The organism is Achromobacter sp. GD03932, from assembly GCF_029839485.1.
Lineage (GTDB): Bacteria > Pseudomonadota > Gammaproteobacteria > Burkholderiales > Burkholderiaceae_B > Achromobacter > Achromobacter bronchisepticus_A.
In genome coordinates this window covers 194,141-211,273 of the sequence record NZ_JAOCAT010000001.1, presented here as the reverse complement: position 1 = coordinate 211,273, position 17,133 = coordinate 194,141, and the positions used below count along the sequence as shown (strand labels likewise).

Here is a 17,133-nt window from a genome sequence, read left to right as displayed (position 1 = left end):
TCCCCGCCGGAGCCGCCATGTCCGCCCCCTTGACTCCCAGCGCCGTGGAGGCGTTGCGCGCCCAGACTCCAGGCGCGCACACCACCGTCCATTTCAATCACGCCGGCGCGTCGCTGCCCTCGGCCGCCACGCTGCACGCCATCCACGCCCACCTGCAACGCGAAGCCACGCAAGGGCCTATGGAAGCGGGTGTGCGGTCGCGGGAGCTGATCGAGCAGGCTCGCACGCTGGCGGCCCGGCTGCTCAACGCGGACGCGGCCGAGATCGCGCTGACCGGCGGCAATTCGCCCGGCTGGGGCGCGGCCTTCGCGGCGATGGCGCCGTGGCGCGCCGGCGACCGCATCCTGGTGGGCCGCCACGAATGGGGCGGCAACCTGGCCGCCATGCGGCTCAAGGCGCAGCGTGCTGGCGCCACGCTGGAAACCATCCCCTCGGACGACAGCGGCTGCGTCGATCCGCAGGCGCTGGAGGCCATGCTCGATGAGCGGGTGCGCTTGATCGCGCTGACCTGGCTGCCCGCCAACGGTGGCCTGATCAATCCGGCCGCCGCCATCGGCAGCGTGGCGCGCCGTCACGGCATCCCGTACTTCGTGGACGCGGCGCAAGCCGTCGGCCAGTTGCCCGTGGACGTGGCGCAGATCGGCTGCGATGTGTTGAGCGGGGCGGGACGCAAGGCATTGCGCGGCCCGCGCGGCACCGGCCTGCTATATGTGCGGCGCGACTTCCTGGACCAGCTCACGCCCGCCTTTGTCGACACCCATTCCGCGCCCCTGGGCGCCGATGGCGAACCCGTACTGCGCCAGGACGCCGCGCGCCTGGAATCGGCGGAGGCCTCGCTAGCGCTGCGCTGCGGCCTGGCCAACGCCTTGCAGGAAGCCCTGGACATCGGCCTGCCAGCCATCCGCGCGCGCATCGCCGCCACGGCCCAGGCCCTGCGGACCGAACTGGCAGCCATCCCCGGCATCACGGTGCTGGACCAGGGCCGCGAACGCTCGGGCCTGGTGTCCTTCGACCTGGCCGGCCAGGACGCGGTATCCGTGCAGCGCGCCATGGCCGCGCAGGGCATCACCATCGGCAGCAACGGCGTGTCCTACACGCCGCTGGACATGCAGGCGCGCGGCCTGACCCAGATCGCGCGCGCCTCGGTCAGCTATCTGACCAACGACGCGGAAATCGATCGCCTGCTGGAAGGGCTGCGCGCGCTGACCCGCTAGGGCTTTGCCCGGCCCTGGGCCAAGCTCAAGCCGCCGCGCCCCGCGCGAACGGCGTCCACTTGGTGAAGACCAGCAGGTTGCCCAGCATCACCAGCGCCAGGCCCAGCAGGGCCGGCGCCGTCCATTGATACCCTTCGGCAAAGGTGGACACGCTCAGGGCCACAACCGGGAACAGCACCGTGCAGTAGGCGGCCCGCGCCGGGCCCATGCGGCCCACCAGCGTCAGATAGGCGGTGAAGCCGATCACGGAGCCCGGAATCGCCAGATAGAGCAGGGCGCCGACGTAGGAAGGCGAGGTATCGAAGTCGAATGGCAGACCCGCCGCCAGGCACCCCGCCAGCAGGATGGCTGCGCCATAAAGCATGCTGTAGGCATTGCCGGTCAAGGGCCGGATGCCGGCGCGCTGCTGCAGCGACGACAGCATGTTGCCCGTCGAAAAGCAGAACGTGCCCAACAGGGCAAAGCCCAGGCCCAGCAAGGTTTCATGGCTGGCCTCCTGCCCCGCCAATTCGGGCCAGAACAACAGCACCAGGCCGGAAAAGCCCAGCGCGCCGGCCGCCATCACGCGCGGCGCGACGCGGGTGCCGAACCACAGGCGGGCATTCAGCGCGTTCCACAGCGTCGCCGCCGAAAACACCACCGACACCAGGCCGCTGGGAATCCATTGGGTCGCCGTGTAGAAGCACAGGAAGTTCAGGCAGAACAGGCACAGCCCCTGGCCCACGCAAAGCCAGTGGCCGCGCCGGTCCATTTTCTGCAGCTTGCGGGTCAGGGCCAGGGCCGCGAACAGCACCAGGCCCGCCAGCGCAAACCGGTAGAAGATGGAGACGGGAATGGCCACCACGCCCAGCTGCAGCTTGATGGCGATCCAGGTGGTGCCCCAGATGACGACAGTGAGGAAATACAGGAAGAGGTTCACGATGCGATGCTGAAACAGGGACGCGGAAGGGTGGTCCGCAAGACCGTCGGGAAACCAAGTTTGCGCCTCCCCGGCCCGCAAGAATTGCCGGTTCTTGCGGTTTTCTTTCGCGCGCGCACGCGTCGCGCGCGGGATCGCAGTAGCATTCCACCCATATGGCTACCGTCGCCTCGGCCCCGGCCGATTTCTCCGTCTTCCGCACCCTGGCGAGTTCCACCGCAACGCTGGGGCGCGCCGCCGCGCTGGGCGATGGCATCGCCATTTCGCAATGGTCGCGCAGCGCCCACGAAACCATGGGCTACGACAACCCGGGCCATCACACCCTGTCGCTCTATCTGCGCGGCGGCGACAAGTCGTTCCGCCTGGGCCCGGACCGGCTGCACGGCGGCGCCGGCAAGTTCTGCGTGCTGCCCTCGGAGCACTATTCGCGCTGGTGCATGAACGACAGCGTGCAGTTCCTGCACCTGTACATCGCTCCGGAACGCCTGGCCCGCGAAGCCGTCATGCGGCTGGACTGCGAGCCCCGCACACTGGAACTGCGCGACCGCACCTACATCCACGACGACTCGCTGATCGACGTCTGCCGGCAGCTGCTGGAAACCGACTGGAACCAGCCAGCCGACCGGCTGGCCGCCAGCAGCGCCGCCGAAACAGTCCTGCACCATCTGCTGAACCAGGGTGTGGCGCGCAAGCCCGCGGCAACGCTGCGCGGCGGCCTCGCGCCCGTCGTGCGCCGGCGCATCATGGACTACGTGGACGCGCACCTGGCCGAGCCGCTGACGCTGGACGAACTCGCGGGCGTGGCGGCGCTCTCCACCTACCACTTCGCCCGCATGTTCCACACCTCTTTCGGCGAGCCGCCGCACGCCTGGGTGCGGGCGCGGCGGCTGGCACATGCGCGCAAGCTGCTGGCGGCCGGCAAGGGCGACCTGGCCGGCATTGCCCAGGCCTGCGGCTTCGGCAACGCCAGCCATCTGGCGCGGGTCTTCCGCGACACCGTCGGCGTCACGCCCGGACAGTACCGCAGCGCCCGCGCCAGCCACTGACGCGTGGGGGCTGCGGCCCCGTTTCCCGTCCCGCCCGGTCTACAATGGTCCACCGCCCCCAGGGCCTGACCGTACCGCCGCCCGACGCGATGCCGTCTACGACCTCTCGCGATTCCACCCCCACGCCTGACCCCCTTGGCGCCGGCCCCGTGCGCGCGCACTGGCTGGCGGAGCTGATACGCCTGCGCGAAGCGCATTGGGGGCCCTTGGAAGACGCTGCCGCGGTGCGCCGCGTGCGGCAGCAGGACGCCGATCTGCCCACGCGCATCCTCGCCCGCGCCGCGTTGCTGGCGCAGCGCGAGAATCTCATCCCCCTGGTCGACAAATGGCGCCGTAGCGCGCTCGCCATGTTGGCCGCGTTGTTCCTGCTGGCCGCGATGTCCGGCGCCGGCGCCGCGCTGGGCGCGCTGGGAGACGGCTCCCGGCCGGTCAACGTGCTGTGGGCGCTGGGCGCCTTGCTGGGCCTGCATGCGCTCACCTTCCTGCTGTGGCTGGCCAGCTTCCTGCTGCGGGCGTCCTCCGTCACGGGACTGGGACGTCTCTGGCTCTGGGCCACGCGCAAGCTGGCCCGCGGCCCCGACAGCGCGCTGGTACCCCAGGCTTTCCTCAACCTGCTGGCCCGCGCGGGCGCCTTGCGCTGGCTCTTCGGCAGCGTCAGCCACCTGCTGTGGCTGACGGCTCTGTGCGCAGCGCTGGCGGTGCTGCTGGCCGTGTTGTCCACCGCCAGCTACCGCTTCATCTGGGCCACCACCTTGCTGGCGCCCGACACCTTCGTGAGCCTGACGCAGGCGATCGGCTGGCTGCCAGCCCAGCTGGGCTTTCCCATGCCGGATGCGGCCATGATCCGCGCCAGCGATGGCGCACAGGCCTTGCCCGCCGAGGCGCAGGCGCAGTGGTCGCTCTGGCTGATCGGCGTGCTGGTGGTCTACGGCATCCTGCCCCGCCTGCTGGCCGGCGTCCTGTGCGTGGCGGGATCGCTACGCACCTTGCGCCGCCTGCGCATCGATCCCTCACTGCCCGGCTTCTCCGCCCTGCGCGACCGCCTGGAGCCGCCCGCCCTGTCCACCGGCATAGACCGCCCCGTCGATCCCCTGCACGAGCCGCGCGTCGGTGCGCCGCCGCTCGCGGGCCTGGGCGGCCAGCCAGTGCTGCTGGGACTGGAGCTGCCGCCGGACCTGGCCTGGCCGCCCGCCGACATGCCCGCGGGCGTCCAGCAGGCCGGCAACCTGGATACCCGCGAAGAGCGCAACCGCGTGCTGGACGCGCTCGCCGGCCAGGCCGCCACGCGCATGCTGATCGCCTGCGATGCGCGCCAGACGCCGGACCGAGGCACGCTGTCGCTGATCGCCGAACTGGCCGCGCACGCGGAACAGACGCGCGTATGGCTGGTCACGCCGCGCGCGGACGCCGAAGCTCCCGCCACCCGCGCCTCTCTATGGCGCGAACGCCTGCTGGCGCTGGGCCTGCCCGCCGACGCCGTGCTGCAGGCGCCCCTGGCCCCGCTTGCGTGGCTGGAGTCCGGCCATGGCTGAGGATCTCATCAAGATCGCGCTGGTCGGCCATACCAACACCGGCAAGACCTCGCTGCTGCGCACGCTGACGCGCGACACCACCTTCGGCGAAGTCGCCGACAGCCCCGGCACCACGCGCCACGTCGAAGGCGCGCGCCTGCGGCTGGAAGGGCGGGCCGTATTGGAATGGTTCGACACGCCGGGCATGGAAGACAGCATCTCGCTGTTGGAATACCTGGAAACGCTCGACGGCCCGCAAGAACGCCTGGACGGGCCGGCGCGCATCCGCCGCTTCCTCGACACGCCCGAGGCGCATGGCCGCTACGAGCAGGAAGCCCGCGTACTGGCCAAGATGCTGGACTGCGACGCCGCGCTGTACGTCATCGACGCGCGCGATCCGGTGCTGGGCAAGCACCGCGACGAACTCGCCATCCTGGCCGCTTGCGGCCGTCCTCTGCTGCCGGTGCTGAACTTCGTCAACGCGCCCGCGCATCGCGCCGACGAATGGCGCGCCGCCATGGCCCGGCTGGGCCTGCACGCGGTCGTGGAATTCGACACCGTCGCGCCGCCGCTGGATGGCGAACAGCAGCTCTACGCCAAGCTCGGCGTGCTGCTGGACCGCCACGCTGCGGCACTGGCCCGGCTGTCCGCCAACCTGGCCGAGCAGCGCCGCGCGCGCCGCGGCGCCGCCTACGAACTGCTGGCCGACCTGCTGATCGACGTAGCGGCCTTGCACGTCTCCAGCGCCAGCGACGAGGCAGCGCTCGCGGCCGCCTCGGGCAAGCTGCGCGATCAGGTGCGCCAGCGCGAGCAGACCTGCGTCAACGCCCTGCTGGCGCTCTACAACTTCCGCGCGGCCGACTTCACCGATGATGCGCTGCCCTTGCAAGGCGAACGCTGGGGCATGGACCTGTTCCATCCCCAGGCCTTGAAGGACATGGGCGTGCAGGTGGGCATGGGCGCCGCAGCGGGCGCCATGGCCGGCGCGGCGGTGGATCTGTTCAGCGCGGGCTTGAGCCTGGGCACCGGCATGCTGATCGGCGCCGCCGCTGGCGGCCTGTGGCAAGGCGTCGAGAAGCTGGGCAAGCGCGTGGCGGGCAAGCTGCGCGGCTGGCGCGAGATCAGCGTCGACGACGCGGTGATGCGTCTTTTGGCCCTGCGGCAGCGGCAACTGATCGAAGCGCTGGAGCGCCGCGGCCATGCCGCGCGCGAGCCATTGAGACTAGACCATCCGGAGGACAAAGCCTGGCGCAAAGGGCCCTTGCCCGAAGCGCTGAAAGAGGCCCGCAGCCGACCCGAATGGTCGGCCCTGGGCGAGCACTACGAAGACAGCGACCGCCGCAAGCGCGTGGTGCGCGAATTGGCGAAAACCCTTGCCGACGCGCCGCCGCCCGGCGCCTGAGCCCACAGCCGCCAGCCTTGCCGAACGCACCATTCCACGCCGCCGGCAAGCAAGTACTAACCCCAATCCAAACCGATTGACGCTTAAACGAATGCGTCTATAAGATTCGTCCTACATCGATGCGGGTCCGTCCCCGTCATGATAATCACAAGGGGTTGGGTCTATCGTGAAGTCGAAGTCCTACGCAGTGATACCCGGCAGCGCCATCACCGGCGCGCACGCAGCTCGCGCTGCGTCCCGCCAGACCCCAATCCGTTTTTCGTCGTAAGCAGCAACGCCATGCCCCGGATCCCCATGGGGCCGGGGCCCTGTCACTTCTGTCGCGCTATCCGCGCACCACACGGAGCATGAGGGCTATGCGTACTTTTCCCCACCTGAAGCAAGCTGCGCTCGCCGCTGCCATCGCCGCATCGCTGGCATTCAGCGCCGGCGCGGCCGCCAAGACCTTTCACTGGTCCTACCAAGGCGATGCGACGTCCATGGATCCGATGGCCCTGAACGAAACGTTCACGCTGGGCTTCCAGGGCAACATCTACGAAACGCTTGCCGGCTACGACGGCAATCTGAAACTGACTCCGCTGCTGGCGGAAAGCTGGGAAAACCCCGAACCCACGAAGTGGGTGTTCAAGCTGCGCAAGGGCGTGAAATTCCATGACGGTTCACCGTTCACGGCGGACGACGTCATCTTCTCCTGGAAGCGCAGCCTGACCCCGGGTTCCGACATGAAGGGCTACGGCGCCAAGGCCTCCGACATCAAGAAGGTGGATGACTACACCATCGAAGTCACCACGCCCACGCCCAACCCGATCCTGCCGCGCGAATGGGTGTTCCTGTACATCATGAGCAAGTCGTGGTCGGAAAAGAACAAGACCACCGAAGCCACCAACGTCAAGGGCGACAACCAGGGCAACTACGCCAACCTCAACGCCAACGGCACCGGCCCCTTCATGCTGGCCTCGCGCCAGCCCGACGTGAAGACCGTGCTCAAGCGCTACGACGGCTACTGGAACAAGAACATCAAGACCAACGTCGACGAGGTCATCTTCCAGCCCATCACGCAGGAAGCGACGCGCGTGGCCGCGCTGATCTCCGGCGAAATGGACCTGGTGCAGCCGGTGCCCGTGCAGGACTGGAAACGGCTTGAAGACGCCAAGGGCGTCAAGCCGCTGACCGCGCCCGAAGCGCGCGCCATCTTCATCGGCATGGACCAGGACCGCGACGAGCTGCTGTTCTCGGACGTGAAGGGCAAGAACCCCTTCAAGGATCCGAAGGTACGCGAAGCCGTGGTGCTGGCCGTGGACACCAAGGCCATCAACGAGAAGATCATGCGCGGCGCGGCCAAGCCGCTGGGCTCGCTCATCGCCACCGCCATCAACGGCTATGACGATTCCTTCGGCGCGCCGTACAAGCCGGATCCCGAACGCGCCAAGAAGCTGCTGGCCGAGGCCGGCTATCCCAAGGGCTTCACGGTCACCATGGACTGCCCGAACGACCGCTACGTCAACGACGAGAAGGTCTGCCAGGCCGTCGCCGGCATGCTGGCGCGCGTGGGCATCAAGATCAACCTGCTGGCGCAGACCAAGTCGAAGTACTTCGGCAAGATCCTGCTGCAGGCCGGCAATCAGACCAGCATGTACATGCTGGGCTGGACGCCCAGCTCCACCGACGCGCACAACACGCTGCTGAACCTGACCTCGTGCCGCAATGCCAAGACCGCGGCGGGCCAGTTCAACCTGGGCGGCTATTGCAACAAGAAGGTCGACGAACTCACCGACAAGATCGGCGTCGAAACCGACCAGGCCAAGCGCAACGCCATGATCAAGGAAGCCTTCGAGATCGTGCGCAACGACTATGGCTACCTGCCGCTGCACCAGCAGCCCATGTCCTGGGGCGTGAAGGACAACATCAAGGTCATTCAGCGCGCCGACGACGTGCTCGACCTGCGCGACGTCGTCCTGCCGTAAACCGGCGACGCGAACCCCGGGCGGCGCATGCCGCCCGGGCGCGCCCGGCCCAGCCCCGGCTCCCACTATCCGAGGGAAACGCGGCCCGGCGTCATCTGAATCCGAGGGCTCCCGATAATGCTTTCCTTTATTGCGCAACGGCTTATCCAGTCGGTGCTGGTGATGTTGACGGTGGCGCTGATCGCGTTCGCCATGTTCCGCTATGTGGGCGACCCGATAGCCAGCATGGTGGGCCAGGACACCACCCCTGAACAACGCGCGGAACTGCGTGAACAGCTGGGCCTGGACGATCCCTTCGTGGTGCAGTACGCGCACTTCGTGGCCAACGCCGTGCGCGGCGACTTCGGCATGTCGTACCGCCATCGCCGACCCGTCAGCGAACTGCTCGAAGAGCGCATGCCGGCCACGCTGGAACTGTCCTTCGTATCTGCCGTAATGGCGCTGGCCCTGGGCATACCCATGGGCATCTACACCGCGCTCAAGCGCCACGGCGTGCTGTCCAAGGCCTTCATGGCGATCTCGCTGGCCGGCATCTCGCTGCCCACCTTCCTCATCGGCATCCTGCTCATCCTGTTCTTCGGCGTGCAGCTGCGATGGCTGCCCAGCTTCGGGCGCGGCGACGTGGTCAGCCTGGGATGGTGGACCACCGGCTTTCTGACCAAATCAGGCTGGCTGGCGCTGATCATGCCGGCCATCACGCTGGCGCTGTTCCAGATGACCCTGATCATGCGGCTGGTGCGCGCCGAGATGCTGGAAGTGCTGCGCGCCGACTTCATCAAGTTCGCGCGCGCCCGCGGCCTGCCGGAACGGCTGATCAATTTCCGCCATGCGCTGAAGAACACCATGGTGCCCGTCATCACCATCACGGGCCTGCAGCTCGGCTCCATCATCGCCTTCGCCATCATCACGGAAACCGTGTTCCAGTGGCCGGGCATGGGCCTGCTGTTCATCCAGGCCATCAGCATGGTGGACATCCCCGTCATGGCGGCCTATCTGGTACTGATCGCCTTCATGTTCGTGGTCATCAACCTGGTCGTGGACCTGCTGTACTTCGCCGTGGACCCGCGTCTGCGCGTGCAGAGCAAGTAAAGGACTCATCATGATTGCTCGCATCGCTCCCTTCTTCGCCCGCGCCGCCGACAGCGACCTCTGGCACAGCTTCAAGCGTTCGCCCGGCGCCATCATCGCCGCGATCGTCACGCTGGCCATCCTGCTGGGCGCGCTGTTCGCCCCCGTGGTCGCGCCGCACAACCCCTTTGACCTGGCGTCCCTGAGCATCATGGACGCCAATACGCCGCCGGCCTGGGAAGAGGGCGGCAGTCCCGATTTCCTGCTGGGCACCGACGACCAGGGCCGCGACATCCTGTCGGCGGTGCTGTATGGCTCGCGCGTGTCGCTGCTGGTGGGCTTCGCCTCGGTGCTGTTCTCGATGGTGCTGGGCGTGACGCTGGGCCTTATCAGCGGCTACGCCGGCGGCCGCATCGACAGCTTCATCATGCGCATCGCCGACGTGCAGCTCTCGTTTCCCGCCATCCTGGTGGCGCTGCTGATCGACGGCGTGGCGCGCGGCCTCCTGCCGCGCGACATGCACGACCAGCTCGCGCTCTACGTGCTGATCTTCGCCATCGGCATCTCCGGCTGGGTGCAATACGCGCGCACCGTGCGCGGCTCCACGCTGGTGGAACGCAACAAGGAATACGTGCAGGCGGCGCGCCTCATCGGCATCGGCCCCTTCACCATCCTGCGCCGCCACATCCTGCCCAACGTGATGGGACCGGTGCTGGTCATCGCCACCATCCACCTGGCCATCGCCATCATCACCGAAGCCACGCTGTCCTTCCTGGGCGTGGGCGTGCCACCCACGGCGCCATCGCTGGGTACGCTGATCCGCATCGGCAACAGCTACCTGTTCTCGGGCATGTGGTGGATCTCCATCTTCCCCGGCATCGCGCTGGTGGCGCTGGTGCTGTCGGTCAACCTGCTGGGCGACTGGCTGCGCGACGCGCTCAACCCCAAGCTGCGCTGAGGACGCCATGGCCCTGTTGAACATCGACGATATCCGCATCGAATTCCCCAGCCGCCGCGGCACGCTGGTAGCCGTGGACGGCGTCTCGCTTTCCTTGGAAAAAGGCGAGATCCTGGGCGTGGTAGGTGAATCCGGCGCCGGCAAGTCCACCATCGGCAACGCCGTGATCGGCCTGCTGGAGGCTCCTGGCCGCCTGGCGGGCGGATCCGTGCTGCTGAACGGCGAACGCATCGACACGCTGAACCCGGCGCAACAGCGCAAGGTGCGCGGCCGCCGCATCGGCATGATCTTCCAGGATCCGCTGACCTCGCTGGACCCGCTGCAGACGGTGGAAAGCCAGCTGGTCGAGACCATGCAGGTACACCTGAACCTGTCGCACGCCGAAGCGCAGAAGCGCGCGGTGCAGTTGTTGGCGCAGGTCGGCATCGACAAGCCGGAACTGCGCGTCAAGCAATACCCGCACCAGTTCTCCGGCGGCATGCGGCAACGCGTGGTGATCGCGCTGGCGCTGTGCTGCGAGCCCGAAGTCATCATCGCCGACGAACCCACCACCGCGCTCGACGTGTCGATCCAGGCGCAGATCCTGGAACTGCTCAAGAAGCTGTGCCGTGAAGAGCAGGTGGGCATGATCATCATCACGCACGACATGGGCGTGATCGCGGACGTGACGGACCGCGTGGCGGTGCTGTACCACGGCAAGCTGGTGGAACAAGGCCCCACATCCAAGATCCTGGGCGACCCCGACCATCCCTACACGCGCAGCCTGATCTCGGCCGTGCCGCGTCCCGACATCAAGCTGCGGCGCTTCCCGCTGGTGACTTACATCGAGGACGTGAAGAAACCGGCGCAGCCGCTGGACCTGGCCACGCACTGGCTGGGCCAGCGCCGCGACTTCGGCGCGCGCACCGGCGGCCCGCTGGTGCAGGTCAACGACCTGAGCATGCGTTTCGTATTGAAGAACGCCCTGCTCAAGCGCAACCAGCGCACGCTGGACGCCGTCAAACGCGTCAATTTCTCCATCGGCGAGGGCGAGGTCTTCGGCCTGGTGGGCGAGTCCGGTTCCGGCAAGTCCACGGTGGCGCGGCTGATCTCCGGCCTCTACACGCCGAGCGAAGGCTCGGTCAATTTCGGTGGCACGGACCTGACCGCGCTCAAGGGCGAGAAACAGCTGAACCCATTCCGGCGGCAGATCCAGATGATCTTCCAGGATCCGTTCTCTTCGCTCAATCCGCGCATGCGGGTACTGGACATCGTGGCCGAGCCGATCCGCTTCCACAAGCTGGCGGCCAGCGAAGCGGAAACGCGCCGCATCGTGGCCGACCTGCTGGACGTGGTGGGCCTGGCCGATCGCGCCGCCGAGCGTTTTCCGCACGAGTTCTCGGGCGGCCAACGCCAGCGCATCTGCATCGCGCGCGCGCTGGCCACGCGACCGCGTTTCCTGATCTGCGACGAACCGACCTCGGCATTGGACGTGTCCATCCAGGCGCAGATCCTGAACCTGCTGAAGGACCTGCAGGAAGAACTCGGGCTGACCATGCTGTTCATCAGCCACGACCTGCCGGTGATCCGCCAGATGTGCGACCGCGTGGGCGTGATGCGCTATGGCGAACTGCTGGAAGTGGCCAACACCGAAGACCTCTTCGAACGTCCGCAGCATCCCTACAGCCAACACCTGCTTGGCCTCATGCCCCGCCTGCAATCCATGTCCCGCGAGGGGCTGGACGTGGCGAGGTAGCGCCAGGCGCAACCCGGAGCGAGACATGACGGCGACACGACAGACCCTGTTCATAGGCGGCCAGGTTTTCGACGGCAAGGGCACGCTGCTGCCCAACCACGGCGTGCTGGTCGACGGCCGGCACGTGGCGCGCGTGGCGCCGGCCGGCGAGTTTTCCGGCTATGCCGGCGCGACCGTGCGCACGGACGGCATGACGCTGATGCCCAGCCTGGCCGACTGTCACGTCCATCTGGTCTACACCGGCGGCGCGGATCCCAATGCGCAACTGAGCAAGCAAGGCCCCGCGCAGATCACGCTGACGGCGCTGGAGAACGCCCAGGCCAGCCTGCGCGGCGGCGTCACCGCGCTGCGCGATTGCGGCGGCAAGGACTACCTGGAATTCGGCGTGCGCGACGCCATCGCGCGCGGCGTGTTCCCCGGCCCCACGATCAGGGCTTCGGGCCGCATCATCTGCATGACGGGCGGCCACGGCAACCGCATCGGCCGCGTGGCCGACGGCTGTGAGGACGTGATCAAGGCGGTGCGCGAACAGGTCCACGCCGGCTGCGACCTGGTGAAGATCATGGCCACGGGCGGTGTCATGACGCCGGGCGTCAGCCCAATGGACGCGCACTACAGCTTCGACGAAATGAAGGCCGGCGTGCATGAGGCCAAGCGCTTTCGCAAGAGCACCGCCAGCCATGCGCAGGGCACGCTGGGCATCCTGAATGCGGTGCGCGCCGGCATCGATTCCATCGAGCACGGCATCTTCATGGACGACGAATGCCTGCGCGAGATGCTGGACGCCCAGACCTATCTGGTGCCCACCATCGCCGCGGTGCGCAACATCATCGCCAACGCCGACAACGGCATCCCCGCCTACGCGGTCGAGAAGGCGCGCGCGGTGGAGCAGCGCCACCGCGAGTCGTTCCAGATGTACTACAAGGCAGGCGGGCGCATCGCGCTGGGCACCGACGCCGGCACCCCGTTCAACCTGCACGGCGAGAACGCCATGGAACTCGCCTACATGGTCGAGTTCGGCATGACGCCCGTGGACGCGCTGATCGCCGGCACCTCGCGCGGACATGACCTGATGGGCATGGACCAGCACGGCGCCATCGCCGAGGGCAACGTGGCCGATCTGCTGCTGGTGCAGGGCGATCCCACCGAGGACATCATGAAGGCGGCCGACAAGCGCTTCCACGTCGCGGTGCTGCGCAACGGCGAAGTGGCTGCCGGCGCCTTGCCGCGCTGAAACGCAACAGCCTCGGCCCGCAATAAAAAAAGGCCGCCGCGCCCTGGGCGCGGCGGCCTTTGTACAGCTCGATGCGAGAGACTGGCCGGCTTAGCGGGCGCCGCCCATCGCGCCGCTCATGACCATCATCAGGAACTGTTCGACCGGCATCTTCTTGCCGTTGAAGTCGACCTGGCCGTCAGCGTAGTTCAGGTAGGTCACGATGTTGTTGTTTTCGACCTTGGCCATGCCCATGGCGGTGGCCATGGTGCCAACCATTTCAGCCTGGCCCTTGGCGGTCTGCTGAGCCTGCTCGGCCGGCACGCCGCGCACCTGGGGCTCGATGGCCATCAGGTCGCTCAGGTTGCCCTTGGACAGCACCAGCTTGGCGTTGAGCTTGCGGATCACCTGCTTCAGCGTGTCGGCGAACTCACCGTCCAGCGAGGCCGGCTTGGCCATGTCCAGGTCCAGGTTGAAGGTCGACGTACCGTTGGCCGTGCGCACTTCCAGCGGCGACACCGCCAGCGTCGGGTTGCCGGCCAGCAGCAGTTCGACGTTGGTCTTGATGACCTGCTTTTCTTCGTCCGTGAACTGGGGCGACTGCTCTTCGCCCTTGCTCTGCATCATGCGGCGCGAAGCGGCTTCATAGACGTCGTTCAGCGCCTTGAAGGCCTTCGAATCCAGCTTCTGCGCGTCCAGCACCAGCTTCAGGCCGGCCATGTCCTTTTCCTGCACGTTGATCATGCCGAAATCCATGGCCATCTTCACGCCCATGAGCGAGTTGGCTTCGGTCATGTCGACGGTGATCGCGGTGTCCTTGAGCTGGACCGGCGGCTTTTCCTTGGACGTGATGGTCCAGTTCTTGAGCGCGACCTTCTGGCTGCCGACATACATGTCGTTCGACGCCGGCGTCATGTCGCTGGTCAAGGTCAGGCCGGTCATGGCCATGCTGACGATGTCGCTTTCTTCGGATTCGCCCGCCAGCGTCAGGCTGTCGGCCTTCAGCGCGACCGTGCCGTGCTTGCTGCCGGTGGCGTAGGTCACGTCGCCCTTCATGCCCGAGAACTTCAGGCTGTTGGCGTCCTTGGCGAACTCGACCGGAGCCATGTCGAAGTTGCCGCTGATGTTCTTGGCGTAGCTGACGCTATAGGCGCCGGACAGCGGCACCGCGCCCTTGGCGGCGGCGAACCATTCCTTGACCAGGGGCGTTTCTTCCAGCTGGAAGCGGCTGGCCACCATGGCGGGCGCGAAGGAACCCGACTTCAGGTTGGACAGCGGGAAAGGTCCATGGTCCAGGTGCTCGACGAACAGCAGCTCGTGCTCCGTGACCGGCTGGCCCTCGGCGGGCGCCTCGGTGAACTTGATGCGGTAGCGCTCGGTGGACGAGAACACGCCACGGTCGAAGGACACCAACTCAACCACGGGGGTCACGCCCCACTTTTCGCCGACCTTCTTCAGTTCAAGGTTGGCCTGCTCGATCGATTGCTTGACGAAAGCCTCGGCCTTCTGGCCCGTATACCAAGCCGTGCCGGTCCATACTGCGCCCAGCGCGACGACTACGCCCACAATTGCCGATTTTTTCATTGCGATCCTTTATTCTTCAAATGGATGAAAGCGGACGGATTATAGGGATTGCAGCCTAGGGAAAACACTTATTTCGTGCAAAGGCGCAGCAATGTGTTGCTTATTGATACAGAACTGGCCCGCCCGGGCGGTGCTGCAACGCCACATCAGCTACAATCCGTCGGTGCGTTTTGCCAATCTGCGCACGTCCGCTAGGCCCTTCGCTGCCGAGCTTCGCCCATCAGGGCGCTTCCCTTTTCTCCTTTATTCGTCCGCCTGGATTGGAGTCTCTCAACTTGAGCGACGGGCTGCCGCTGGAGTTGTTTTGACTACCTCTTCCCCTTTTGCCGACCTCGGGCTGGCTGATTCCCTGTTGCGCGCCATTGCCGAAACCGGCTACACCGCGCCCACCCCCATTCAGGCCCAGGCCATTCCCCAGGTCCTCAAGGGTGGCGACCTGCTCGCCGCCGCACAGACGGGCACCGGCAAGACCGCCGGCTTCACGCTGCCCATCCTGCACCTGCTGATGCAGAAAAAACCCGAGCTGCGCAAGCCCGGCCGTCCGCGTTGCCTGATCCTGACCCCGACGCGTGAGTTGACCGCGCAGGTCGAGGAATCGGTGCAGACCTATGGCAAGTACACCCCGCTGTCCTCCATGGTGATGTTCGGCGGCGTCAATATCAACCCCCAGATCTCCGCGCTGAGAAAGCCGCTGGACATCCTGGTCGCCACCCCCGGCCGCCTGCTGGACCACTGCGGCCAGAAGACCGTGGACCTGTCCGGCGTCGAGATCCTGGTGCTGGACGAAGCCGATCGCATGCTGGACATGGGCTTCATCCGCGACATCCGCAAGGTCCTCGCGCTGCTGCCCAAGCAGCGTCAGAACCTGCTGTTCTCGGCCACCTTCTCCGACGAGATCCGCACCCTGGCGCGCGGCGTGCTGAACAATCCGGGCGAAGTCTCCGTCACCCCGCGCAACACCGCCACCGAGCTGGTCACCCAGACGGTGCACATGGTGGAACAGCACCACAAGCGCGACCTCATCAGCCACATCATCCGCGAAAGCGGCTGGCACCAGGTGCTGGTGTTCACCCGCACCAAGCACGGCGCCAACCGCCTGGCCGAAAAGCTGGTCAAGGACGGCCTGACCGCCGCCGCCATCCACGGCAACAAGAGCCAATCGGCCCGCACCCGCGCCCTGGCCGGCTTCAAGGACAGCACCGTGACGGTGCTGGTCGCGACCGACATCGCCGCCCGTGGCCTGGACATCGACCAACTGCCCCAGGTGGTGAACTTCGAACTGCCCAACGTGCCTGAAGACTACGTGCACCGCATTGGCCGCACCGGCCGCGCCGGCGCCACCGGCGCCGCGGTCTCGCTGGTCGACAACAGCGAAATCAAGCTGTTGAAGGACATCGAGCGCCTGATCAAGAAGACCATCGAGCGCAAGCCCGTGGAAGGCTGGACGCCGCCGGCCACGACCGCCGCGGCTTTCGACCGCCAGGAACGCGACGAAGACAACCGCAGCCCGCGCGGCGGCGGCGGCCGCAATGGCGGCCGTAGCGGCAACGGCAATGGCAACGGCGGCCGCTCGCGGCCGGCCCAAGGCCAGGGCCAGTCCCGCGCCGCGGCTGGCGGCCGCGCCCCCGCCCCGGCCCGTGCCGGCGGCGAAGGCCGCGCCAACCATGGCTCGCGCGACGGCAAGCCCGCCGACCGTCCGGCCCACGCTGGCCGCAACGAAGGCCGTCCGCAGCAGAACCACCGCCGTCCGGAAGGCTCCGGCCGCGCCGCAGGCAATGGCGGTTCCGGACGCCCCGCGGGCGCGCCGCGCGCCGCGCTGCTGAGCAAGTAATATCACCGCAACCGCCCCCCACGGACCCGCGCCATGCCCTTATCTACCTGGTTGACGTTCTTCCTGGCCTCCTGGGCCATTTCGTTCTCGCCTGGCGCGGGCGCGATCTCGGCGATGTCCTCCGGCCTGAAATACGGCTTTGCGCGCGGCTACTGGAACACGGCCGGCCTGATCATGGGCATCCTGTTCCAGTTCGTGGTGGTGGCCGTGGGCCTGGGCGCGGTGCTGGCCACGTCCGAGATGGCCTTCAACGTGGTCAAGTACCTGGGTGTGGCCTACCTGATCTACCTGGGCGTGCGCCAGATCCGCACGGATGCGGCGCCTGTCACGGTGGATTCCGGCGACCCCAAGCGCGCCACGATCCGTGAACTGGTGCTGCGCGGTTTCCTGATCAACACCATGAACCCCAAGGGCACGGTGTTCCTGCTGGCCGTGGTGCCGCAGTTCGTGGACACCGCGCTGCCGCTGACGCAGCAATACGCGGCCATCGCCGCCACGCTGGCGTTCACCGACCTGGTGGCCATGGGCGTGTACACGCTGCTGGCGGCGCGCGTGCTGCGCCTGCTGCGCAGCGCCAAGCATATCCGCTGGATGAACCGGACCTTCGGCTCGCTCTTCATCCTGGCCGGCGTGTTCCTGGCTTCGTTCCGCCGCCATTCCTGAACCTCATGCGCGGGGCATGCGCCGG

The 17,133-nt window shown here is 67.2% G+C and carries 13 protein-coding genes; 11 read left to right on the top strand and 2 right to left on the bottom strand.

Translation table 11 applies throughout. The annotated features are described in order from the left end of the window. Positions 1-17: 17 nt before the first annotated feature. A complete protein-coding gene (locus N5C88_RS00965; protein WP_059376736.1) occupies positions 18-1,214 on the top strand; it encodes an aminotransferase class V-fold PLP-dependent enzyme in 1,197 nt (398 codons plus the stop codon). 25 nt (positions 1,215-1,239) lie between these two features. Here the strand turns inward: N5C88_RS00965 and N5C88_RS00960 are convergent, their stop codons facing one another. After that, complete coding sequence (locus tag N5C88_RS00960; RefSeq protein WP_280014486.1) at positions 1,240-2,133, bottom strand: EamA family transporter; 894 nt, start codon at positions 2,131-2,133, stop codon at positions 1,240-1,242. A 155-nt stretch (positions 2,134-2,288) separates the two neighbouring features. Between N5C88_RS00960 and N5C88_RS00955 the strand changes: the two genes are divergently transcribed. The 8 genes from N5C88_RS00955 to N5C88_RS00920 all read left to right on the top strand — a co-directional run bounded on the left by N5C88_RS00955 (position 2,289) and on the right by N5C88_RS00920 (position 13,051). Next, positions 2,289-3,179: an AraC family transcriptional regulator gene (locus N5C88_RS00955; RefSeq protein WP_280014485.1), complete on the top strand. Its 891-nt coding sequence runs from the start codon at positions 2,289-2,291 to the stop codon at positions 3,177-3,179. 89 nt (positions 3,180-3,268) lie between these two features. Then, entirely contained in the window at positions 3,269-4,711 is a 1,443-nt protein-coding gene (locus N5C88_RS00950) for a DUF2868 domain-containing protein (protein WP_280014531.1), read from the top strand. Next, the gene (locus N5C88_RS00945) at positions 4,704-6,092 is read left to right on the top strand and encodes a GTPase/DUF3482 domain-containing protein (RefSeq protein ID WP_280014484.1); all 1,389 of its coding nucleotides are present in this window, start codon (positions 4,704-4,706) and stop codon (positions 6,090-6,092) included. Before N5C88_RS00950 ends, N5C88_RS00945 begins: the two co-directional genes overlap by 8 nt. A 356-nt stretch (positions 6,093-6,448) precedes the next feature. Continuing rightward, complete coding sequence (locus tag N5C88_RS00940) at positions 6,449-8,056, top strand: ABC transporter substrate-binding protein (RefSeq protein ID WP_059376729.1); 1,608 nt, start codon at positions 6,449-6,451, stop codon at positions 8,054-8,056. A 117-nt stretch (positions 8,057-8,173) separates the two neighbouring features. Next, positions 8,174-9,145: an ABC transporter permease gene (locus tag N5C88_RS00935; RefSeq protein WP_059376727.1), complete on the top strand. Its 972-nt coding sequence runs from the start codon at positions 8,174-8,176 to the stop codon at positions 9,143-9,145. A 10-nt stretch (positions 9,146-9,155) separates the two neighbouring features. Next, entirely contained in the window at positions 9,156-10,082 is a 927-nt protein-coding gene (locus tag N5C88_RS00930; RefSeq protein WP_059376724.1) for an ABC transporter permease, read from the top strand. Between the two features lie 7 nt (positions 10,083-10,089). Then, on the top strand, positions 10,090-11,817 hold the full coding sequence (locus N5C88_RS00925) for an ABC transporter ATP-binding protein (protein ID WP_280014483.1): 1,728 nt from the start codon (positions 10,090-10,092) through the stop codon (positions 11,815-11,817). 25 nt (positions 11,818-11,842) lie between these two features. Continuing rightward, positions 11,843-13,051, top strand: a complete 1,209-nt coding sequence (locus N5C88_RS00920; protein WP_059376720.1) for an amidohydrolase family protein — start codon at positions 11,843-11,845, stop codon at positions 13,049-13,051. Positions 13,052-13,141: 90 nt separating this feature from the next. Here the strand turns inward: N5C88_RS00920 and N5C88_RS00915 are convergent, their stop codons facing one another. Continuing rightward, on the bottom strand, positions 13,142-14,614 hold the full coding sequence (locus N5C88_RS00915; RefSeq protein ID WP_280014482.1) for a YdgA family protein: 1,473 nt from the start codon (positions 14,612-14,614) through the stop codon (positions 13,142-13,144). A 304-nt stretch (positions 14,615-14,918) separates the two neighbouring features. Here N5C88_RS00915 and N5C88_RS00910 point away from each other — a divergent pair, with 304 nt between their 5' ends. After that, the gene (locus tag N5C88_RS00910) at positions 14,919-16,445 is read left to right on the top strand and encodes a DEAD/DEAH box helicase (protein WP_187774072.1); all 1,527 of its coding nucleotides are present in this window, start codon (positions 14,919-14,921) and stop codon (positions 16,443-16,445) included. A gap of 33 nt (positions 16,446-16,478) precedes the next feature. Next, positions 16,479-17,108, top strand: a complete 630-nt coding sequence (locus N5C88_RS00905) for a LysE family translocator (RefSeq protein ID WP_059376713.1) — start codon at positions 16,479-16,481, stop codon at positions 17,106-17,108. Positions 17,109-17,133: the final 25 nt, after the last annotated feature.